Annotated in this window: 16 protein-coding genes and 1 tRNA gene; 11 read left to right on the top strand and 6 right to left on the bottom strand. The window is 70.6% G+C overall.

From position 1 onward, the window contains the following. Nucleotides 1–20: 20 nt before the first annotated feature. The 5 genes from MA875_RS09110 to MA875_RS09090 all read right to left on the bottom strand — a co-directional run bounded on the left by MA875_RS09110 (nucleotide 21) and on the right by MA875_RS09090 (nucleotide 6,669). Nucleotides 21–806, bottom strand: coding sequence for an HAD-IIB family hydrolase (locus MA875_RS09110; protein WP_248241927.1), 786 nt, complete (start codon nucleotides 804–806; stop codon nucleotides 21–23). A gap of 60 nt (nucleotides 807–866) precedes the next feature. Next, nucleotides 867–940: transfer RNA gene (locus MA875_RS09105), tRNA-Pro, on the bottom strand. 16 nt (nucleotides 941–956) lie between these two features. Continuing rightward, the gene (locus MA875_RS09100; RefSeq protein WP_248241925.1) at nucleotides 957–2,846 is read right to left on the bottom strand and encodes a hypothetical protein; all 1,890 of its coding nucleotides are present in this window, start codon (nucleotides 2,844–2,846) and stop codon (nucleotides 957–959) included. A 134-nt stretch (nucleotides 2,847–2,980) separates the two neighbouring features. Next, the gene (locus tag MA875_RS09095; protein WP_248241923.1) at nucleotides 2,981–3,913 is read right to left on the bottom strand and encodes a metallophosphoesterase; all 933 of its coding nucleotides are present in this window, start codon (nucleotides 3,911–3,913) and stop codon (nucleotides 2,981–2,983) included. Continuing rightward, on the bottom strand, nucleotides 3,913–6,669 hold the full coding sequence (locus MA875_RS09090; protein WP_248241922.1) for a transglycosylase domain-containing protein: 2,757 nt from the start codon (nucleotides 6,667–6,669) through the stop codon (nucleotides 3,913–3,915). Before MA875_RS09090 ends, MA875_RS09095 begins: the two co-directional genes overlap by 1 nt. A gap of 107 nt (nucleotides 6,670–6,776) precedes the next feature. On the opposite strand from MA875_RS09090, the gene sp36 reads away from it, so the two are divergent. Both sp36 and MA875_RS09080 read left to right on the top strand, forming a co-directional pair. Continuing rightward, nucleotides 6,777–6,995 (top strand): Sp36 family protein, encoded by a 219-nt coding sequence (sp36, locus tag MA875_RS09085; protein WP_248241913.1) that lies wholly within the window; start codon nucleotides 6,777–6,779, stop codon nucleotides 6,993–6,995. Beyond that, the gene (locus tag MA875_RS09080; protein WP_248241911.1) at nucleotides 6,992–7,459 is read left to right on the top strand and encodes a RidA family protein; all 468 of its coding nucleotides are present in this window, start codon (nucleotides 6,992–6,994) and stop codon (nucleotides 7,457–7,459) included. The genes sp36 and MA875_RS09080 overlap by 4 nt, the downstream gene beginning before the upstream one ends. Nucleotides 7,460–7,638: 179 nt before the next feature. On the opposite strand, the gene acs is transcribed toward MA875_RS09080, so the two are convergent. Continuing rightward, complete coding sequence (gene acs, locus MA875_RS09075) at nucleotides 7,639–9,612, bottom strand: acetate--CoA ligase (RefSeq protein ID WP_248242121.1); 1,974 nt, start codon at nucleotides 9,610–9,612, stop codon at nucleotides 7,639–7,641. 538 nt (nucleotides 9,613–10,150) lie between these two features. Here acs and MA875_RS09070 point away from each other — a divergent pair. The 9 genes from MA875_RS09070 (at nucleotide 10,151) to MA875_RS09030 (ending at nucleotide 19,350) form a co-directional block, all read left to right on the top strand. After that, the gene (locus MA875_RS09070; protein ID WP_372492557.1) at nucleotides 10,151–11,182 is read left to right on the top strand and encodes a TadA family conjugal transfer-associated ATPase; all 1,032 of its coding nucleotides are present in this window, start codon (nucleotides 10,151–10,153) and stop codon (nucleotides 11,180–11,182) included. Further along, nucleotides 11,179–12,105: a type II secretion system F family protein gene (locus MA875_RS09065; protein WP_248241909.1), complete on the top strand. Its 927-nt coding sequence runs from the start codon at nucleotides 11,179–11,181 to the stop codon at nucleotides 12,103–12,105. The genes MA875_RS09070 and MA875_RS09065 overlap by 4 nt, the downstream gene beginning before the upstream one ends. Before the next feature lie 56 nt (nucleotides 12,106–12,161). Beyond that, nucleotides 12,162–12,377, top strand: coding sequence for a DUF4244 domain-containing protein (locus MA875_RS09060; RefSeq protein ID WP_248241907.1), 216 nt, complete (start codon nucleotides 12,162–12,164; stop codon nucleotides 12,375–12,377). Continuing rightward, nucleotides 12,374–12,715 carry a TadE family type IV pilus minor pilin gene (locus MA875_RS09055; RefSeq protein ID WP_248241905.1) on the top strand — a complete coding sequence of 114 codons (342 nt, stop codon included), beginning with the start codon at nucleotides 12,374–12,376 and terminating at the stop codon, nucleotides 12,713–12,715. Before MA875_RS09060 ends, MA875_RS09055 begins: the two co-directional genes overlap by 4 nt. 4 nt (nucleotides 12,716–12,719) lie before the next feature. Then, on the top strand, nucleotides 12,720–13,037 hold the full coding sequence (locus MA875_RS09050; protein ID WP_248241904.1) for an Rv3654c family TadE-like protein: 318 nt from the start codon (nucleotides 12,720–12,722) through the stop codon (nucleotides 13,035–13,037). A gap of 178 nt (nucleotides 13,038–13,215) precedes the next feature. Further along, the gene (topA, locus tag MA875_RS09045; protein WP_248242119.1) at nucleotides 13,216–15,912 is read left to right on the top strand and encodes a type I DNA topoisomerase; all 2,697 of its coding nucleotides are present in this window, start codon (nucleotides 13,216–13,218) and stop codon (nucleotides 15,910–15,912) included. Next, a complete protein-coding gene (tmk, locus tag MA875_RS09040; protein ID WP_248241903.1) occupies nucleotides 15,909–16,580 on the top strand; it encodes a dTMP kinase in 672 nt (223 codons plus the stop codon). Before topA ends, tmk begins: the two co-directional genes overlap by 4 nt. A 47-nt stretch (nucleotides 16,581–16,627) precedes the next feature. Then, nucleotides 16,628–17,794, top strand: coding sequence for a DNA polymerase III subunit delta' (locus MA875_RS09035; protein ID WP_248241902.1), 1,167 nt, complete (start codon nucleotides 16,628–16,630; stop codon nucleotides 17,792–17,794). After that, entirely contained in the window at nucleotides 17,791–19,350 is a 1,560-nt protein-coding gene (locus MA875_RS09030; protein WP_372492555.1) for an alpha/beta hydrolase, read from the top strand. The genes MA875_RS09035 and MA875_RS09030 overlap by 4 nt, the downstream gene beginning before the upstream one ends. The last annotated feature ends 5 nt before the right edge of the window (nucleotides 19,351–19,355 follow it).

Here is a 19,355-nt window from a genome sequence, read left to right as displayed (position 1 = left end):
GCGCGGAAAGGGAGTCGGTCTCAGGCGCGAGCGGGGAGGGTGGGGAGCAGCTCGTCGAGGAAGTCCGCGGTGTCCTCCCACCCCTCGACGGCCTGGCAGCGCACGCCCATCGCCAGGACGGGATAGTCGTTGCCGTGGGGGTCGAGGCGGTCGCCGACGAAGAGCATGTCGTCCAGCGCGATGCCCGTCTGCTCGGAGAGCTGGCGCATGCCGTAGGCCTTGTCGATTCCGCGGTGGGTGATGTCGACGGAGGTCGAGCCCCCCGAACGGACCTCGAGGTCGGGGATGCGGGCGGCGACGGCGTCGCGGAGCGCGTTCTTCTTCTCGCCCGTCGGGTCCCACGCCGTCTTGGCGTCGAGGGGGGCCTGCTGTCCGAGCGCCGAGAAGGTGATCTGCGAGCCCCGGTCTTCCAGGATGTCGCCCCACGGCTCGCTCTCCCACAGTCCCAGACGCCGGGCCTCCTCCTCGACGGCGGCGAGGGCGCGGGACTTCTGGTCGTCGGTGAGGCTGTGCGCGTAGACCGTGCGGATGCCGTCGGCGTCGATGCGGTAGTACTGCGTGCCGCACGTGGGGAGCAGGTGCACGTGGGCGAGGATGTCGGACGCCGCTGCGGGGAGGAGATCGACGACCTGGCTGCGGAACTGCGAGAGCTGGCCGCCCGAGATGATCGCGACCTCGACCCGTTCGGCCAGCGCGATGAGCAGGTCGCCGATGCGGGGGTCGATCGCACTCTTGGAGGGTGCGAGCGTGTCGTCGAGGTCAAAGGCGACGAGCTTCGGTGCGGGCTGGGGCGAGGTGGCGTTCACGGCGCTCCTGTTCGGTGTCGTGCGAGAGGCCCCACCGGTATCGGTGAGGCCTCTCTGCGGTCGGGGTGACAGGATTTGAACCTGCGGCCTCTTCGTCCCGAACGAAGCGCGCTACCAAGCTGCGCCACACCCCGTGGCAACCCCCCAAGCCTACCCGATGCCCGCGCCCTGTTCGAACCGGCGGCGGCGCGACATCCCCAGGGCGACGCCTGTGGCGACGACGGTCAGGCCGATGACGAGCGGAGTCGCCACCGTCGCCATGCTCGCGCCGGTGGCCGCGAGCGCGGGAGCCGGTGCCGGTGCCGGTGCCGGGGGAGCCTCCTCGACGATCGTCGTCTCGTTCGCCAGGCCGCAGGGTCCGTGATGGACTTGTTCGCCCGCGGTGTCGACGGCGCGTTCCCGCCAGTAGTACGTCCCCGGTTCGGTCGGGGCAGGAGCGGTCAGGCGGTACTCGCCCGGTACGGAGACGGCGATGGCATCGCTCTCCCAGAAGAGCGTTTCCGGGGTGCACGCCTCGGCGGGAGGAACCCCGTCGACGGCGCGGAAGACGGCGGATGAGACCGACAATCCTCCGGCGGGGACGATGTCGCCGACGATGACCGTGTCCGACATCGGGTCGCCGACGCGCACGCGCGGCTCCGCCCGTGAGGACACATCGGGTACCACGCTGATCTGACTTCTCACACCGAACGCCTCGGTCCACGCGTAGTCGGCGGGAAGCTGGGCCGCGACCTCGGGGTGCTGCCCGTCGCGCGTGATGGTCCAGACCGCGATGTAGAAGCCCGGGCCGGGCAATTCCTCGTCGGAGGAGACACGATAGGCGATGTCGCCCCCCTGGTCACCGGTGACGAGCGACAGGGATCCCACATGCTCGGCATCGGCGGGCACGGACGGCTGGGGTTCGAGGGGTTCCCAGGTGGTGCGGTACACCTCGGCGGTCGCCGAGACCGGCAGCGGAGACCCGTCGGAGGAGCGGGGCCACTCGCCGTCGGCCACGGTGACGGTCACGTCGTCGACGAACGCGCCGCCGGGAATGTAGCGGGTGGCGACCTGCGTCGTGATGGCCGGGGAAAAGCCGGGGATCCGGGGCGCGGTGTCGGCACCAGACACGTCGAAGGTCGCCGGGCCGCCGGGGCCCGCGGTGTCCTGTCCGCCGGCGGTGGTGATATGCCGGACCGCGGGCGCGACACCCCCGGTGAAGCGCCCCGTGCCGCTCACCGTGTAGGCGCGTCCCGGTGCGGGAGGCGCCGTGGTGATGGCGTAGTCGGTTCCCGCCGTCACGCCCTCGCGCGTCGGGTCACCGGTGTCGGTGAACACCGCGTCCACGAGGGTCACCGTTCCGACCGCGTCCACGGCGTTCGTGTCGACCCGCACCGAGCCCTGGCGGTGATCGTGGGGATCGACGGTGAAGACGAGAGATCCAGACGGGGGCGCGGGGGCGATCCGCATCGCCTCGTCGTAGAAGGCGGTCGCCCGCTCCTGCACCGCCGCATTGTGATCCGGGGCGAGGCGCGAGAAGACCCAGTCGATCACGCCCGCGAGCGAGTCGCCCTGGTATCCGAACTGGCGAAGGGTCTCGTTCCAGTTCGCGACGGCTTTGACCGCCCAGCCGACCGCGGCAGCCTGCACCGGATCATCCGTCTGCCCGTAGGTGGAGACGAGGTGGTTGATGCGCGTGAGCTGTTCGGCCGACAGCCCGGCGGCCCCACCGCTGACGCCGTGGTCGACGCTCGGGCCTGTCGGCAGGGGCAGCCCGGGAAGGATGCAGTAGGTGTGGACACCGTTCACGAGCATCGAACCGTGCCACCCGTACGGCGACACCGGCGCCCATGTGCCGAAGCCCGTGCCCCGCTCCGCGGCGGAGGCGGGCGCTGCGGAGAGGACCGGACCGGCGAGGAGAGCGACGATCACCGCCATGCCGAGGGCGAAGGCGCGGAGGAGCCTGCGGACGGCGCGGATCGACGCCGCAGCGGTTCCAGGTCTGGTGGCGCGCGGTGCGAGGCGGACGGGTGCGACGGGCTGAGAGGTGATGAAGGGCATCGTGGCGGACTCCTGGCGAGACGATCTGACGGATCGATCGTCGTTGCCGTAGGGGACACGGATGTCGTCGCGAGGCCTTTCCGTGGAGAAGTCGGCCGACGCCGCCGTTGTGCAGGAGAGGACGGCCTCGGGGCTCAGCGGCCGGGCAGCACGCTGATGAGCGTCGCCTCGGGGCGGCACGCGAAGCGCACAGGTGCGTAGATCGAGTGGCCGAGACCCGCGCTGACGTTCAGCGGAGCCACGCGGCCGGCGTGCGACCAGGTGCTGAGACCCCGCGCCTGGTCGAGCGGGATGTCGCAGTTGGCCACCAGGGCTCCCACGCCCGGAAGACGCACCTGTCCGCCGTGGGTGTGCCCGGCGAAGATCGCATCTGCCCCGAGATCGACGAAGGCGTCGAGGACCCGGCGATAGGGCGCGTGGGTGACGCCGATGGTCACCGCGGCATCGTCGTCCTGTCGCATCCGCTCCAGCGGCTCGTGAAGCGAATCCAGCCGGTCCCAGCCGCGGTGGGCGTCGTTCACGCCGAACGCGTGGAGGCGAACACCGTCGACATCAAGAGCGGCGACGCTGTTGTTGAGGTCGTGCCACCCCAGCTCGTCGGCGAGGTAGCGATCGAGAAGTCCGGTGTCGAGCAGCTCGGGCTCGCTCTTGATCTTGGAGGGCCCGAGGAAGTACTTGAACGGATTGCGCGGGCTCGGGGCGACGTGATCGTTCGAGCCGTGGACATACAGCCCAGGGATGCCGCGGAAGGGCCCGAAAGCGGCACGGATGCCGTCGAGCCCGAGCGGGTGGCCGAGATTGTCGCCGGTGTTGACGATGAGGTCGGGCTCGAGCGCGGCGAGCCCGGCGATCCAGCGCTGCTTCGTCCGCTGCCACGGCGCCATGTGGGCGTCGGAGAGGTGGAGGATGCGCAGGGGCCGGGCACCTGCCGGAAGGAGCTGCAGCTGGTGCTCACGAAGGGTGAACAGGTACCGCTCGATGCCGATGCCCCACACCGCCGAGGCCGTGCCGACCGCCCCCACCGCGCCGAGCGTGGTGAGGGCGGCCCTCGTCAGAGGGTGCGGCACTACTCGTCGTCGTCTTCGTCGTTACCGGGACCGCTCTGGCCGGGGCACGCGGCGGCGGCGAAGTTGATCGTCACCGTGGCGCCGCGCGTGGTGGCTGTGCCCGCGCCAGGATCCGTTCCCGTGACACGGCCGCCTCCCGAACCGGTGTCGGGGGTACACGACCCGAGTTGCGCGGAGAACCCGGCCGCGTTCAACGCTCCCGCCGCGACGGCGGGGTTCTGCCCGCTGACGTCGGGGACGGTGACGGCCTGCCCGTTACTGGGGTTGATCGTCACGACCGTGCCGCCGGGCGCCTGGCCCGAGGGGTTCTGGGCGACGATGATGTTCGTCGGCTGGTCGGAGTTCACCGCTTCGCCGACAGCCACCTCCCAGCCTGCGCCCTCGAGGGTCGCGCGGGCCTGGTCGATGGTCAGACCCACCACGTTCGGCACCTCGCGGACCACCTGGCGGAGCAGGTTCTGCGCGGGCGGCGGGAAGTCGTCTCCACCGTAGGCGGCATTCGCAGCCGCCTGGATCTGCAGCGCGATCGGGTAGCGGATGTCCATCACACGTCGGTCGTAGGCGTAGGTGCGAGAGATGTCGACCAGGCCGTCGTAGTTTCCGGCCATCACCGCGGTCGTGACGTTGGTCGACGACTCGATCATCCACGAGTGGCGCTGCTCGTTCGTTCCTGTCTTGCCGAGCATCGGCGTGCCGTCGAACGGGTTCGCCTGGGCGCCGGTGCCGCCGCGGACCATCACGCCCTGCAGCGCGAAGGCAGCGGTGGAGGCGACCTCGGGTGTCAGGACGGGGGCGCAGCTCCGGGCGGGAACGAGTTCCGGACGGTCCACTCCGTTGTTGTCGACGACACGGTCGATGACCTTCGGCTGGCAGAGGTTGCCGCCGTTGGCGACGGCGGCGTAGGCGCCGGCCATCGCGATCGGCGACACCGACTCCGTGCCGATGATGTCCGAGGGGACGTCGACATTCACGCGCGTGCCGTCGACCGGATTGGTCACACCCATCTTCGCGACCACGTTCGTGATGTCGCACAGGTCGAGCTCCGCGGCCATTCCGATGAAGCCGGTGTTCAGCGACTGCGCCGTGAACTGCAACGGCGTGCCGTTGTATCCGCGCTGGTTGCCGAAGTTGCGGATCCGGTCGCTGCCCGGGTTGACCCAGTCTCCCTGGCCTTCGCACGAGTTCGTCATCCGGGGGATGTTGCGGTCGGTCCCGTTCACGACCTCACGCAGGGACTTCCCCTGCTCGAGCCAGTCGATCAGCGTGAAGAGCTTGAAGGTGGAGCCGGCGCCGAAGCCGCCGGACCCTCCGGTGGCCCGGTCACCTGCGAACACGATTGAGGATTCGTTCGGGTCTTCCGTGTAGCCCGGGACGTAGCGGGTGTTCTGTGCGATCGCCAACACGCGACCCGTCTTGGCCTCGACGCTCGTGGCGACGGCGCCGAATTTCATGCCCTCGATCGACGTCGGCGCGTACTCGGCCATCGCCTGCTCCGCGGCGATCTGCACCCGCGGGTCGAGCGTGGTGTAGATCCTCAGGCCGTCCTGGCGCAGGGCGCGGTCGCGCTCCTCCCGCGTCTCACCGAAGGCGGGGTCGTTCTGAATGGTCGAGACGACGTACTGGCAGAAGTAGGCAGCAGCGCCGGTTGACTGGCATCCCGTCACGGGCTGGGTGATGGCGGGCGTGATCGGTTCGATCGCCGCCTGAATGTACTGGTCGCGGTTGATCTTGCCGTCATCGAGCATGCGGCTGAGCACGTACAGCTGGCGGCCCTTGGTCGCGCTGTAGCCGTCCGCGGCCGCAAGCAGCTGCTCATCGTTGATGACGCCCTCGTCACGGAGGGTGTACAGCGCCTGGATGGTGCCGGGCTCGACGTCGTCGATGGAGCCGTCGGGCGCCTTGTTGTAACCCACGCCCTCGGAGTTGACGATCGAACCGTTCGGCCGATCGATCCGATAGGTGTTCGGGTTCTGCACGATGCCCGCGAGCGTCGCGGCCTGAGAGATGCTCAGCTGCGATGCGGGTACGTTGAAGTAGTACTTCGATGAGGCGTCGATGCCGTAGTTGGTGCCGCCGAAGTTGGCGATGTTGAGGTACCCCAGCAGGATGTCGTTCTTGGAGTAGCGCTGCTCGAGGGCGATCGCGTACCGCATCTCCTGGAGCTTGCGCTCGTAGCCCTCGGCACCGGTGGCGTTGGTGGCCTCTTCCCAGCAGTTGCGGAGGACCTCATCGCGGGTCTTGACGACGTTGTTGTCGGCGTCGAGTTCGGGCTCGGCGTCGCGCTCGCAGCGCTGGATGAGCACGTTCTTGACGTACTGCTGGCTGATCGACGAGCCGCCCTGCGTCTGGCCGCCCGAGGCGTTGCTCAGGAGCGCGCGGGTCGTTCCGATGAGGTCGACGCCGCCGTGCTGGTAGTAGCGCGGGTCCTCGGAGGAGAGCACCGCGTCGTAGACGACCGGTGCGACCTGATCGAAGTTCACGGGCGACCGGTTCTGGTCGTAGAACTTCGTCCACTCGACCTCTTGGCCGTTGTCGGGGTTCACGTACATGAGCGTGGTCGGCAGCATCAGCTCGTCGATCTCGAGGTAGCTCGGCATGTTGTCGAACATCGAGATGGCGCTGGAGGCCGCGGCCCCTGACACAGCGATCGCGGGGGTGACGGCGGCGGTCACGAGAACACCGGCGACGGCACTCAGCCCGACGACCCCGAGGAGGCCGCCGAGCACACCGCTACCCGTCCGTTTCGTCTCAGGCATAGGGTTGATCGTAAGGGAGCTTCCTGGGCGATCCCTCGACCGGCGTGCGCCCACGGAGATGTTTCCCAGCATCCGCCTGCGATTCCGCCCCGACCCCAGGAGCCTCGATGACGACGTGGGAGTACCTCACCACTCCGCTGCTGATCCACAACACCGCCGCCATCCTCAACAACTGGGGGAAGCAGGGGTGGGAGCTCGTGCAGGTCGTCCAGGGCCCGGAAGGGGGCCTCGTCGCCTACTTCAAGCGGCCCGTCGGCGGCGGTGCGCCGAACGCAGCGCTCGGCGCCGCCGAGCAGGCGGCGCGCCAGTTCGGAGACGAGCAGTGAGCGTCTCCGCCCGTCTCGCTGAGCTCGGCATCGAGCTCCCCTCGGTCGTCCCGCCGGTCGCGGCGTACATCCCCGCCAAGCTGCACGGCGACCTCGTCTACACCGCCGGCCAGCTGCCGATGGTCTCGGGCGCCCTTCCCGAGACCGGCAAAGTCGGCGAGGGCGAGGGACTGGTGACCCCGGATGCCGCGGCGGGCTACGCCCGCCAGTGCGCGTTGAACGCGGTGGCCGCGGCCGCTGCCGCCGCGGGCGGCGTCGACCGCCTCGCCGGTGTGCTGAAGGTCACCGGCTTCGTCGCCTCGGTCCCCGAGTTCACCGGTCAGCCCGGTGTCATCAACGGCGCGAGCACCGTCCTCGGCGAGATCTTCGGCGAGGCCGGGCGTCACGCCCGCTCCGCGGTCGGAGTACCGGTTCTGCCGCTGGACGCCCCCGTCGAGGTCGAGGTCGTCTTCACCCTCGCCTGACGCCGCTCCGCGGCATCCGTCCCCACCGCCCCGCTCCGCCCTCGGCGCCTCCACGCCTCGCCGAGAGTGCATCTGCGCGCCGAGAATGCGGGTGAACCCCACACCCTCGGCGCCCCGTCGCACTCTCGGCGAACAGAGCGCGACGCGGCGCGGCGCGGCGCGGAGCGGGCGCGCGCGGGCTACCGCACCTGCGCCGAGATCACGCTCATCACGGCGGTGTCCGCGAGGGTCGTGGTGTCACCGACCTCGCGTCCCTCGGCGACATCCCGCAGCAGGCGCCGCATGATCTTGCCCGACCGGGTCTTCGGCAGCTCACCGACGATGTAGACGTCGCGCGGCCGGGCGATCGGCCCGATCTGCTCACCGACCCACGCCCGCAGCGCCTGCGCAAGCCCCTCGGGGGAGTGCTTGTCGAGGTAGCTCTGCTTGATGATGACGAAGGCCACGACGGCCTGGCCCGTCGTCTCGTCGGACGCGCCGACGACCGCCGCCTCCGCGGTGGCCTCGTGCGCGACGAGCGCCGACTCGATCTCGGTCGTCGACAGACGGTGGCCCGAGACGTTCATCACGTCGTCGACGCGCCCGAGGAGCCACACGTCGCCGTCGTCGTCCAGTCGGGCTCCGTCGCCGGCGAAGTAGTAGCCCTTGTCGCGGAACTTGTCCCAGTACGTCTCCTTGAAGCGTTCGGGGTCGCCCCAGATGCCTCGGAGCATCGACGGCCAGGGCTCGGTGATCACCAGCAGGCCGCCGTTGCCGTTGCCGACGTGGGTGCCGTCGTCGTCGACGACGTCGACCGAGATGCCGGGGAGGGGAACCTGGGCAGACCCCGGCTTGGTCTCGGTCACACCCGGAAGGGCGGAGATCATCATCGCGCCCGTCTCGGTCTGCCACCACGTGTCGACGATGGGCGTCTCGCCGTGGCCGATGATCTCGCGGTACCAGACCCACGCCTCGGGGTTGATCGGCTCTCCGACGGAACCGAGGAGGCGCAGGGACGACAGGTCGAACTTCTGCGGAACCGCGCGCCCGATCTTCATGAACGAGCGGATGGCGGTGGGAGCGGTGTAGAGGATCGTGACGCCGTACTTCTCCACGAGCTCCCACCAGCGCCCGGGGTGCGGGGTGTCGGGGGTTCCCTCGTACAGCACCTGGGTGGCGCCGTTGGCGAGGGGGCCGTAGGTGACGTACGAGTGCCCGGTGATCCAGCCGATGTCGGCGGTGCACCAGTACACGTCGGTGTCGGGGTGGATGTCGTGCACGACCCGGTTGGTGAACGCGGCCTGCGTGAGGTACCCGCCGGAGGTATGCAGGATGCCCTTGGGCTTTCCGGTCGTGCCGGAGGTGTAGAGGATGAAGAGGGGATTCTCGGCGGGAAAAGCGGATGCCTCGTGCTCGGCCGGTGCCGCCGGTACGACGTCGTGCCACCACAGGTCGCGCCCCTCGACCCAGTCGACGTCGTTGCCGCCGCGGCGGACGACGAGCACGTGCTCGACCGTCTCCTGGGGCCCCGAGCCGTTGCGGTCGGCCAGTGCCATGTCGACGGCGGGCTTCAGGGGCGACACCTTCCGCTTGCGGTAGCCGCCGTCGGCGGTGATCACGAGCTTCGCGCCGGCGTCGTCGATGCGGGCGCGGAGGCTGTCGGCGGAGAATCCGCCGAACACCACCGAGTGCACCGCGCCGATGCGCGCGACGGCCAGCATCGCGGCGATCGCCTCCGGGATCATCGGCATGTAGATCGCGACCCGGTCGTTGACGCCGACGCCCAGGCCCTCGAGCACGTTGGCGACGCGCTTGACCTCTTCGGTCAGCTCCGCGTAGGTCACGCGGCGCTCGTCGCCGGGTTCCCCCTCCCACAGCAGCGCCACGCGGTCGCCGTTTCCGGCCTCGACGTGACGGTCGAGGCAGTTGTAGGCGACGTTCAGCTCGCCGTCGGCGAACCACTGGGCGAAGGGCGGGTTCGTCCAGTCGAGCACCTGCGTGAAGGGGGTGTGCCAGTGCAGCAGCTCCCGGGCCTGCTCGGCCCAGAATCCTTCGCGATCCTGTGCGGCGCGGGCGTAGAGGTCGGCGTTCGCGACGGCGTTGTCGGCGAACTCCGGCGACGGTGCGAACCGCCGGTTCTCGTTCAACAGGTGGTCGATCTGACTGCTGGTCATGCTCATCGGTGCGCGCTCCTTCGCGGGCGAACGGGTGCCGTTGCCGGCCACAACACTCGTGAGAGTACCGACGGGCCGCGACGGATCACTACCTCCGTTAGTGGGTGGATGAGAGGAACGTGATATTCCGATGAGAGATCGCCGCCCTCGTTTTGCCCGCCTGTGCGGACTGCGTATGATCTTCCCCGGCCGAACTTAGATTCTGGCATTCGCGACGCCCGCCCATCCCCCCGAGCCAGGGCGTCGCAGGAGGCGGTATCCCATTCCCCCCATGGGATACCGCCTCCTCTTATCCGCGGGCTGTCTGCGGGCGTTAACGGGTCGCGCCTCGCCGGGCCGGGCTCCGTCGCCCGCGACCCGTCGAAAAGTGCGGTCTGGCGCTCTCGCGGGCCGTGTTCTTCGACGGATCGCGCCAGCGAACTGCGGACGCGGTCCGCGATAACCGACGTCTCCTGCACAGAGCGGTCGCCGCCGGTCCTGTCCACCGATGCGGTCGTGGGGCCCGTTCCGGCAGGACGCGGTCCCTACGGTCGAGGGCATGTCGCTCCCGTTCGTCGTCCGGCCCCGCTTCTCGGGACGCGGCCCCGACGACGCCGCGGGCGGGCACTCGATGACGAGCGCGCCCCGCCCGGCGGTCCTCGACGCGCTCGCCCCCTTCATCGACGAGCCCGACGTGTCGGACGTCTTCGTCAACGGCGCCCAGGGCCTCTTCGTCGATCGAGGCGAGGGACCGCTGCGCGCCGACGGATGGTGCGCCGGCGAAGACGAGGTCCGCGACCTTGCGGTGCGACTCATCGGCGCGGGCGGGCGCCATATCGACGACGCGACCCCGTGCGTCGACGTGCGCCTGGAGGGCGGCATCCGCGTCCACGCGGTCCTCCCGCCCATCTCACCCGAAGGGACACTGATCTCCCTGCGCATCCCCCGCCTGGGCACCCCCACCCTCGACGATCTCGCCGCCACCGGCATGTTCGACCCGTCAGCCCAGCGGGGACTCGAACGGCTGGTCGCGCGACGGGCCAACCTCCTCGTCAGCGGTGCGGCCGGGGCGGGGAAGACCACCCTGCTGGCGGCGCTGCTGTCGGCAGCCCCCGCCGCGGAGAGGATCGTCACCATCGAGGATGTCGCGGAGCTGCGTCTCTCGCATCCGCACCACGCGCGGCTCGAAGCCCGCCAGGCGAACCTCGAAGGGGCGGGCGAGATCGCGCTGGCGCGCCTCGTCCGGGAGGCCCTGCGAATGCGCCCCGATCGCCTCGTGGTGGGGGAGTGCCGCGGGGCGGAGGTGCGCGAGCTGCTGTCGGCGCTGAACACCGGGCACGACGGCGGCGCGGGGACCGTTCACGCCAACGGGCTCGACGACGTCGCGACCCGGCTCGAGGCGCTCGGCGCGCTCGCCGGGCTCGGCGACCACGCGCTCGCCCGACAGGTGACGAGCGCGATCGACGTCGTGCTGCATGTCGAGCGCCGTGGCGGCGCGCGGCGACTGGCCGGCGCGGGCCGCCCGCGGCTCACCCCGGCGGGTCGCCTCGAGATCGCTCCGGTCGGCCTGGAGGAGGTGAGCGGGGGATGAGCGTCATCCTGTCGCTGCGCGCGCGCAGGAAACCCGCGGCACCGCCGGCGCCGCCCGTCGCCGACACGGTCCTCAAGCTCGCGGTGCTCCTCCAGGCCGGGGTGACACCCGATCGCGCCTGGGAGCACCTCGCAGACACCGGTGACGTCGCAGCCAGGAGGATCCACGAGCGGCGCCGCTCGGGCACCGCCCTCACCGAGGCGATCAGCGAGACCGAGGCCGGCACCGGCACCGGCGCCGGCGCGTGGCGCGACGTCGGCGCCGCGTGGGAGGTGGCCACGGTCGTAGGCGCGCCGCTCGCGCCGAGTCTCCGCGGTCTCGCCGGCGCCCTCCGCGACGCGCAGGAGGCCGCGGACGAGGTGCGGGTCGCGCTGGCCGAGCCGACGGGAACCGCCCGACTCATCGGCTGGCTGCCTCTCCTCGGCGTCGTGCTTGGACTCCTCCTGGGGTTCGACACGATCGGCATCCTCACGACGCACCCCCTCGGCATCGCGTGCCTGGTCGCCGGCGTGGTTCTGGTGCTGATCGCTCGGCGGTGGACCGCCGCTCTTGCCCGCCGGGCGAGGCCGCCGGGCGGAATCCCCGGTCTCGACGGCGAACTGCTCTCGATCGCCCTCAGTGGCGGCGTGTCGATCGACCGGGCGATGAGCCTCGTCGCCGCAGCATGCGGGGCGACGCCGGCGCCTGCCACGGTCAGCCTCCTCGAGCTCTCCGGGCGAGCGGGGGTTCCGGCTGTGGAGTTGCTGCGCGCTGCCGCCGCGCTCGCGCGCCACCAGGCCCGCGTCGACGCGCGACTGCGAGCCGCCAAGCTCGCGACCCGGCTCCTCGTGCCGCTCGGGGTCTGCACCCTCCCGGCCTTCCTGCTGCTCGGTGTCGGACCGATGTTCCTCAGCGTCCTGTCTTCGTCGGCCCTCCGCCTCTGACGCAGGCCGCATCCGCTCGTGCCCATCGTTCACCCCTCCCAGAAAGAAGGCCCACCGTGACCCTCCACCCCAACACCGCCCGCTCGCTCCGCCTCACCCGTCGTCGCGCCGCGACGCTCTTCACCGACGACTCCGGCGCGGCCACCGCCGAGTACGCCATCGCGACGATGGCTGCGGTCGCCTTCGCCGGCCTCCTCGTCCTGATCATGCGCAGCGACGAGGTGCGCGGCATCCTCACCGAACTGGTCCGCCGCGCCTTGACGGTCGCATGAGCGCCCGTGGACTCGGCGGTGACCGAGGATCGGTCGTCGCCGAGTTCGCGGTGGCCCTCCCCGCGGTCATCGTCGTCGTCCTCTTCTCCGTCGCCGCCCTGACCGCTTCGGCGCAGCAGGTGCGGCTGCAGGACGCCGCCGCCGACGCCGCGCGGCTGGCCGCGCGCGGTGAGCCGGCGGGTCGTGTCGAGGGCGCCGTCGCCGCGGCGGTGAGCGGTGCCCGGACCGTCGTATCGAACGAGGGAGACCTCGTCTGCGTGTCGGCCACGGTGTCCGCTCATCCCGCGGTGCCCCTCACCCTGTCGGCCCGCAGCTGCGGCCTGGCCGGGGGGTGGTGATCCGGTGGCGGGCACGTCCCTCTCGGTCGGCGTGGTCGGTGCGACCACCGTCCTCGCGGTAGGCCTCGTCGCCGTCGGGGGAGCCGCCGTCCAGGCGCAGCGGGTGGCGGGAGTCGCCGACGCGGCGGCGCTCGCAGCGGCGGACGCCGCGTCGGGCGCACTCACCGGAGCGCCCTGCGATCGCGCTGCGCAGGTGGCGGCCACGATCGGTGCCCGGCTGACACGCTGCGAGCTCGACGGTCTCATCGCCACCGTGACCGTAGAGGGTCGCCTCGCCAGCCTCACCGTGGCCGCGTTGGCGCGCGCCGGACCACCACCCTGAGCGGCCCAGCCTCGGCCGGCGCCTCTTCCGGCGGCTCGCTTTCCGGCGATGTCTTCGGGAATGCCGCGCCTGCTCTCAGCGATCACCCTCCCTGGCGGTGTGTATGGTGTGCATCGAAGAAAGGACCCCCGTGGCATCCACAGGCAAGAAGCTCGTCATCGTCGAGTCACCGACGAAGATGCGCTCCATTCAGGGGTACCTCGGCGACGGGTACGAGGTGCTCAGCTCCGTCGGGCACATCCGCGACCTGGCGAACAAGAAGGACATCCCGGCCGACAAGAAGGCCGCGTACGGCAAGTACTCGATCGACATCGACAACGACTTCGATCCGCTCTACGTCGTCAACGACCGCAAGACCAAAACCGTCGCCGAACTCAAGCGCGCGCTGAAGGAGGCCGACGAAGTCCTCCTCGCCACCGATGAAGATCGCGAGGGCGAGGCGATCGCGTGGCATCTGCTCGAGGTGCTCAAGCCCAAGGTCCCCGTCAAGCGCATGGTCTTCCACGAGATCACCAAAGACGCCATCCGCGCCGCGGTCGACAACACCCGTGAGCTCGACCACGCACTCGTCGACGCGCAGGAGACCCGCCGGGTCCTCGACCGGCTCTACGGCTGGGACGTGTCGCCGGTGCTCTGGCGCAAGGTCGGCAGCGGTCGCGAGGGTGCGGCGCTGAGCGCCGGCCGTGTGCAATCCGCGGCGACCCGCATGGTGGTCGACCGCGAACGCGAACGGATGGCGTTCGTCACGGCCAGCTACTGGGATGTCGAGACCGGCGTGGTCAAGGGTTCCCTCGCCGACGGCGCGCAGCCGTTCACAGCGCGGCTCGCCCGCCTCGACGGCGCAGCCCTCGCCCGCGGCACCGACTTCGACGACACCGGGACGCTGAAGAAGGCCGTCGTCGTCCTCGACGAGGCGCGGGCGCGAGCGCTCGCCGGTGCGCTGGAGGCCGTCGGCGAAGCATCCGTCACGGGTCTGGAATCCAGGCCCGGAACCCGCAGCCCCAAGCCGCCCTTCACCACGTCGACGCTGCAGCAGGAGGCGGGCCGCAAGCTCTCGATGAGCGCCAAACACGCCATGGGTGTGGCGCAGCGGCTGTACGAGAAGGGGTACATCACCTATATGCGCACCGACTCCACGGCGCTGTCGACCCAGGCGGTCACGGCGGCGCGTGCGCAGGCGGTGAGTCTCTACGGTGACAAGGCCGTTCCCGCCAATCCCCGGGCGTACCGCAACAACAGCAAGAACGCGCAGGAGGCGCACGAGGCGATCCGCCCGTCGGGGGAGGACTTCCGCACCCCGGCCTCGGTGAAGGATCAGCTCGACCGCGACGAGCTGCGGATGTACGACCTCATCTGGAAGCGCACGATCGCCAGCCAGATGTCCGACGCCAAGTACGAGACGACCACGGTCACGATCACCGCCGACGTCTCCGTCGACGGCGCAGCCCAGCGTGCCGAGTTCACCGCATCGGGCACCGTGTACACGTTCAAGGGGTTCCTTGAGGCGTACGAGGAGGGCACCGACGAGAAGCGGGGCGACGCGCACCGCAGCGACGACCAGTCGCTGCCCGTCCTGAGCGTCGGCGACCTGGTGCGTCTGCGCGACATCGAAGCCAAGGGCCACGCGACCTCGCCCAAGCCCCGCTACACAGAGGCGAGCCTCGTCAAGGCGCTGGAGGAGAAGGGCATCGGGCGCCCGTCGACGTTCGCGAGCATCATCGACGTCATCCTCGACCGCGGCTACGTGCGCAAGCGCGGGCAGGCCCTGGTCCCCAGCTGGCTCGCTTTCAGCGTCGTCCGACTGCTCGAACAGCACTTCGCGGATCTGGTCGACTACGACTTCACCGCCGCGCTCGAGGACGATCTCGACCGCATCGCGCGGGGCGAGCAGCGCCGCACCGATTGGCTCCGCGCCTTCTACTTCGGCAACGAAGAGCACCCGGGGCTGCGGAACATCGTCGAGAACCTCGGCGAGATCGATGCGCGCGAGCTCAACTCCACCCGCATCACCGACACCGCGACACTGCGTTTCGGCAAGTTCGGCCCGTACCTGGAGATCACCGATCCCGAGCAGCCCGAGGCCGAGCCTCGCCGGGTGAACATCCCGGACGACCTCGCCCCCGACGAGCTGACCCCCGAGAAGGTGCAGGAGCTGCGCGACGCGCCCGTCGCGGGCAACCGGGTGCTCGGCACGAACCCGGCGAACGGCAAGCTCGTCGTCGTCAAGGACGGCCGCTTCGGTCCCTACATTGAGGAGACCGACCCCGAAGAGCCCGCAGAGGTCGACCAGGCCACCGGCGAAGTGATCGAGGAAGCCCCGAAGAAGGGCAGGAAGGATGCCGCGAAGGCGGCCCCCAAGCCCCGCACGGCGTCCCTGTTCGCCTCCATGACCCCCGACACGATCGATCTCGAGACCGCTCTGCGACTTCTCGACCTTCCCCGCGTCGTTGGGGAGGACCCCGAGTCGGGGGAGCCGATCACCGCGCAGAACGGCCGTTTCGGTCCGTACCTGAAGAAGGGCACCGACTCGCGCTCGCTGGAGTCGGAGCAGCAGATCTTCGACGTCACGCTCGAGCAGGCTCTCGCTCTGTACGCGCAGCCGAAGTACGGCGCACGTAAGGCGTCCAGCGCGCTGAAGGAGTTCGACAACGATCCCGTCAGCGGCAAGCCGATCAAGCTCCGTGACGGCCGCTTCGGGCCCTACGTCACCGACGGTGAGACCAACGCGACGATCCCGCGGGGCGAGAACGCGATGGATGTCACCTACGAGCGCGCCGTGCAGCTGATCGCCGACAAGCGGGCGAAGGGTCCGGCTCCCAAGCGCACCACGCGCCGGACGACGACCACCCGCAAGCCCGCGGCGAAGAAGAAGTGACCGCCGCGGCGGCGGCGTCGGAGGCGACCCCCGCGGCAGCCGGTCTCTTCCTCACCCTCGAAGGCGGCGACGGTGCGGGAAAGACCACCCAGGCGGCGCTCCTCGAGGACTGGCTCGTGGCGCGGGGCCGTCGCGTGGTCCGCACGCGCGAACCCGGCGGCACGGAGGTCGGGGCGATCATCCGCGACATCGTGCTCCACCACCGCGGTGACGTCTCGCCGCGCGCCGAGGCCCTGCTCTACGCCGCCGACCGTGCCCACCATGTCGCCACGGTGGTGCGCCCCGCCCTGGATCGCGGCGACGTCGTCGTCCAGGATCGGTACCTCGATTCCTCGGTCGCGTATCAGGGGGCCGGCCGTGTCCTCGGCGCCGACGAGGTGCGCGACCTCTCCCTCTGGGCCACACAGGGCCTCCTTCCCGATCTCACCGTGCTGCTCGATCTCGATCCGGCGGCCGCGCGCGCTCGGCGGGACGCCGACGACAAGCCGTTCGACCGGCTCGAAGCCGAGCGGGACGACTTCCATGCGCGGGTGCGCGCCGAGTTCCTCCGCCTCGCCGCGGCGGAGCCCGAACGCTTCCTCGTGCTCGACGCCACCGCACCGGCCGACGACATCGCGGCTGCCGTGCGGACGCGGGTGTCGGCGCTGCTGGATGCCGGCACATCGTGAGCAACCCCCCAGCCGGGGTGTCGGACGGGAAGATTAGGCTGAAGCCCATGGAGGCCACCGCGACCACGATCGGCACGGCGACCGATCCGTGGCGCGGCGTGTGGGGGCAGCCCGACGCCGTGGCCGCCCTTCAGGCCGCCGCCGCCGACCCCGGTGCGATGACGCACGCGTGGCTGCTCGTCGGGCCGCCCGGATCGGGCCGATCGACCCTCGCGTACGCGTTCGCCGCGGCCCTCATCGCCGAGCCCGGCGACGACGCCGCCGTCGCCCAGGTCCTCGCCGGCACGCATCCCGACCTGACGGCGCTGCGCACCGAGCAGGTCATCATCCGCATCGACGAGGCGCGGCGCCTGGTCGAGCGGGCCTACTTCGCGCCCTCCATCGGCCGCCACCGGGTGATCGTCGTCGAGGACGCCGACCGCATGGCCGAACGCACCTCGAACGTGCTGCTGAAAGCGCTCGAGGAGCCGCCCGAGCGTACGGTGTGGGTGCTGTGCGCGCCGAGCGACGCCGACCTGCTGCCGACGATCCGCTCGCGCGTGCGCACCGTGCGGCTGCGCGAGCCCGACGTCGCCGACGTCGCCGCCCTGATCGCGTCGCGCACGGGAGCGCCACCCGAGATCGCCGAGCAATCGGCTCGGCATGCGCAGCGGCACATCGGCATGGCGCAGCGCCTCGCAAGCGACGAGGGGGCCCGTCGTCGCCGGGCAGAGACCCTCGCCGCCGTGCTCTCGGTTCGGGGCGTCGGGGGAGCAGTCGAGGTGGCCGCGCGCATCGTCGCCGCCGCCACCGATGACGCCAAGGCGCTCAGCGCCGAGCGCGACGACCATGAGCGCGCGCAGCTTCGCCGCACCCTCGGGATCGCGGAGGGCGCACCCGTGCCGCCCGCGGTCCGCGGGCAGCTCTCGGCCCTGGAGGACGACCAGAAGCGGAGGGCGACCCGGAGCCTGCGGGACGGCATCGATCGGGTGCTCACCGATCTGCAGTCGCTGTTCCGCGACGTGCTCATGCGCCAGTTCGGCCGCGAGGACGACATGATCAACCGCGAGTTCGCCGACGACATCCGCGCGCTCGCTGATCAGTGGCAGCCCTCGCGCACCCTCGTGGTCCTCGATCAGATCTCCGAGACCCGGCGGAACCTCGAGCAGAACGTCGCCCCCACGCTCGCGATCGAGAGCATGCTGATCACCGTCGCCACCGGAAGGACCCCGTGACCTCCGCACCTCCGCGCCTCCGTCGCCGCCTCGCGGCGGCGCTCGCCACCGTCGCCGCGATGACGCTGGTGCTCTCGGGATGCGTGTATTCGCTCATCCCCGAGACCAGGCCCGCGTCGACGGCGAGCCCGACGCCCGACACCGACGGGGTGGAGCAGGAGCTGCTTCCCTTCTACGATCAGACCCTCACGTGGGCCGACTGCGGCGACGGGTTCGACTGCACCACCGTCCGCGCTCCGCTGGACTGGTCCGACCCCTCCGCGGGCGAGATCCAGCTCTCGGTCATCCGCCACCGGGCGACTGGAGGCGAGGCGATCGGTTCGCTCCTGACCAACCCAGGCGGACCGGGAGCCAGCGGCGTCGCCCTGATCAGAGACTCCCTCGGATTTGCGGTGGGCCAGCAGCTGCAGCAGCGGTTCGACGTGATCGGGTTCGATCCCCGCGGCGTCGGCGCGTCCACCGCCGTCCGATGCTACGACGCCGCCGAGATGGACGCGTACCTCTTCCCCGAGATCTCGGCGCCGCGCGGCAGCGAGGCCTGGACCCAGGAGTGGCTCGACCGGCATGAGGGCTTCGCTGAGGCGTGCGAGGCGAACAGCGGCGGCATCCTCCCCTTCATCACCACCGAGAACGCCGCCCGCGACATGGACCTGCTCCGGGCCGTGCTCGGCGATGAGCAGCTGAACTACCTCGGTTACTCCTACGGCACCTTCCTGGGCGCGACGTACGCCAAGCTCTACCCCGACCGGGTCGGGCGCCTCGTCCTCGACGGGGCGATCGACCCCTCCGCGTCGGGCTTCGACGTCAGCACCACCCAGGCCATCGGTTTCGAGTCGGCGCTGCGCGCCTACATGACCGACTGCCTGGCTGGCGACGACTGCCCGTTCCGGGGATCGGTCGACGAGGCGATGGCAGACCTCGGGGCGCTCCTGGCCAGCGCCGACGCGGCACCCCTCATCGCCTCCGACGGGCGCGAACTCAATGCCGACGCCCTGACCACGGCCATCGTGGCGGCGCTGTACTCCCGCGACAACTGGTCCTTCCTCACCAACGCCCTGACCGACGTGCTCCAGGGTGATCCCGAGTTCGCCTTCCTCCTGGCCGACTTCTACTACGGCCGCCAGGACGGTCAGTACACCGACAACTCCACCGAGGCGTTCCGTGCCTACAACTGCATGGACTATCCCGACGACGAGGCCTTCGACGCCGACGAGGAGGCCGCGCAGGCGCAGCTCGAGGTCGAAGCCCCCACGATCGCTCCCTACTGGGCCGGGCCCGACCCCTGTGCGGTGTGGCCCTATCCGCCCACCGGCGTGCGTGAGGCGATCACCGCGGAGGGTGCCGCGCCCATCGTCGTCGTGGGCACGACGAACGACCCGGCGACACCGTACGAATGGTCGGTCTCGCTTGCCGATCAGCTGTCATCCGGCGTTCTCGTGACCCGGGTGGGTGAGGGCCATACGGGATACAACAAGGGGAACGCGTGCGTGGATGCCGCCGTGGAGGCGTATCTCGTCGACGGTGTCGTCCCCGAGGACGGACTGCGCTGCGAGTAGCCCGT

It is taken from the genome of Microbacterium kunmingense, assembly GCF_023155745.1.
GTDB lineage: Bacteria > Actinomycetota > Actinomycetes > Actinomycetales > Microbacteriaceae > Microbacterium > Microbacterium kunmingense.
This window is presented reverse-complemented; position numbering and strand designations above follow the sequence as displayed.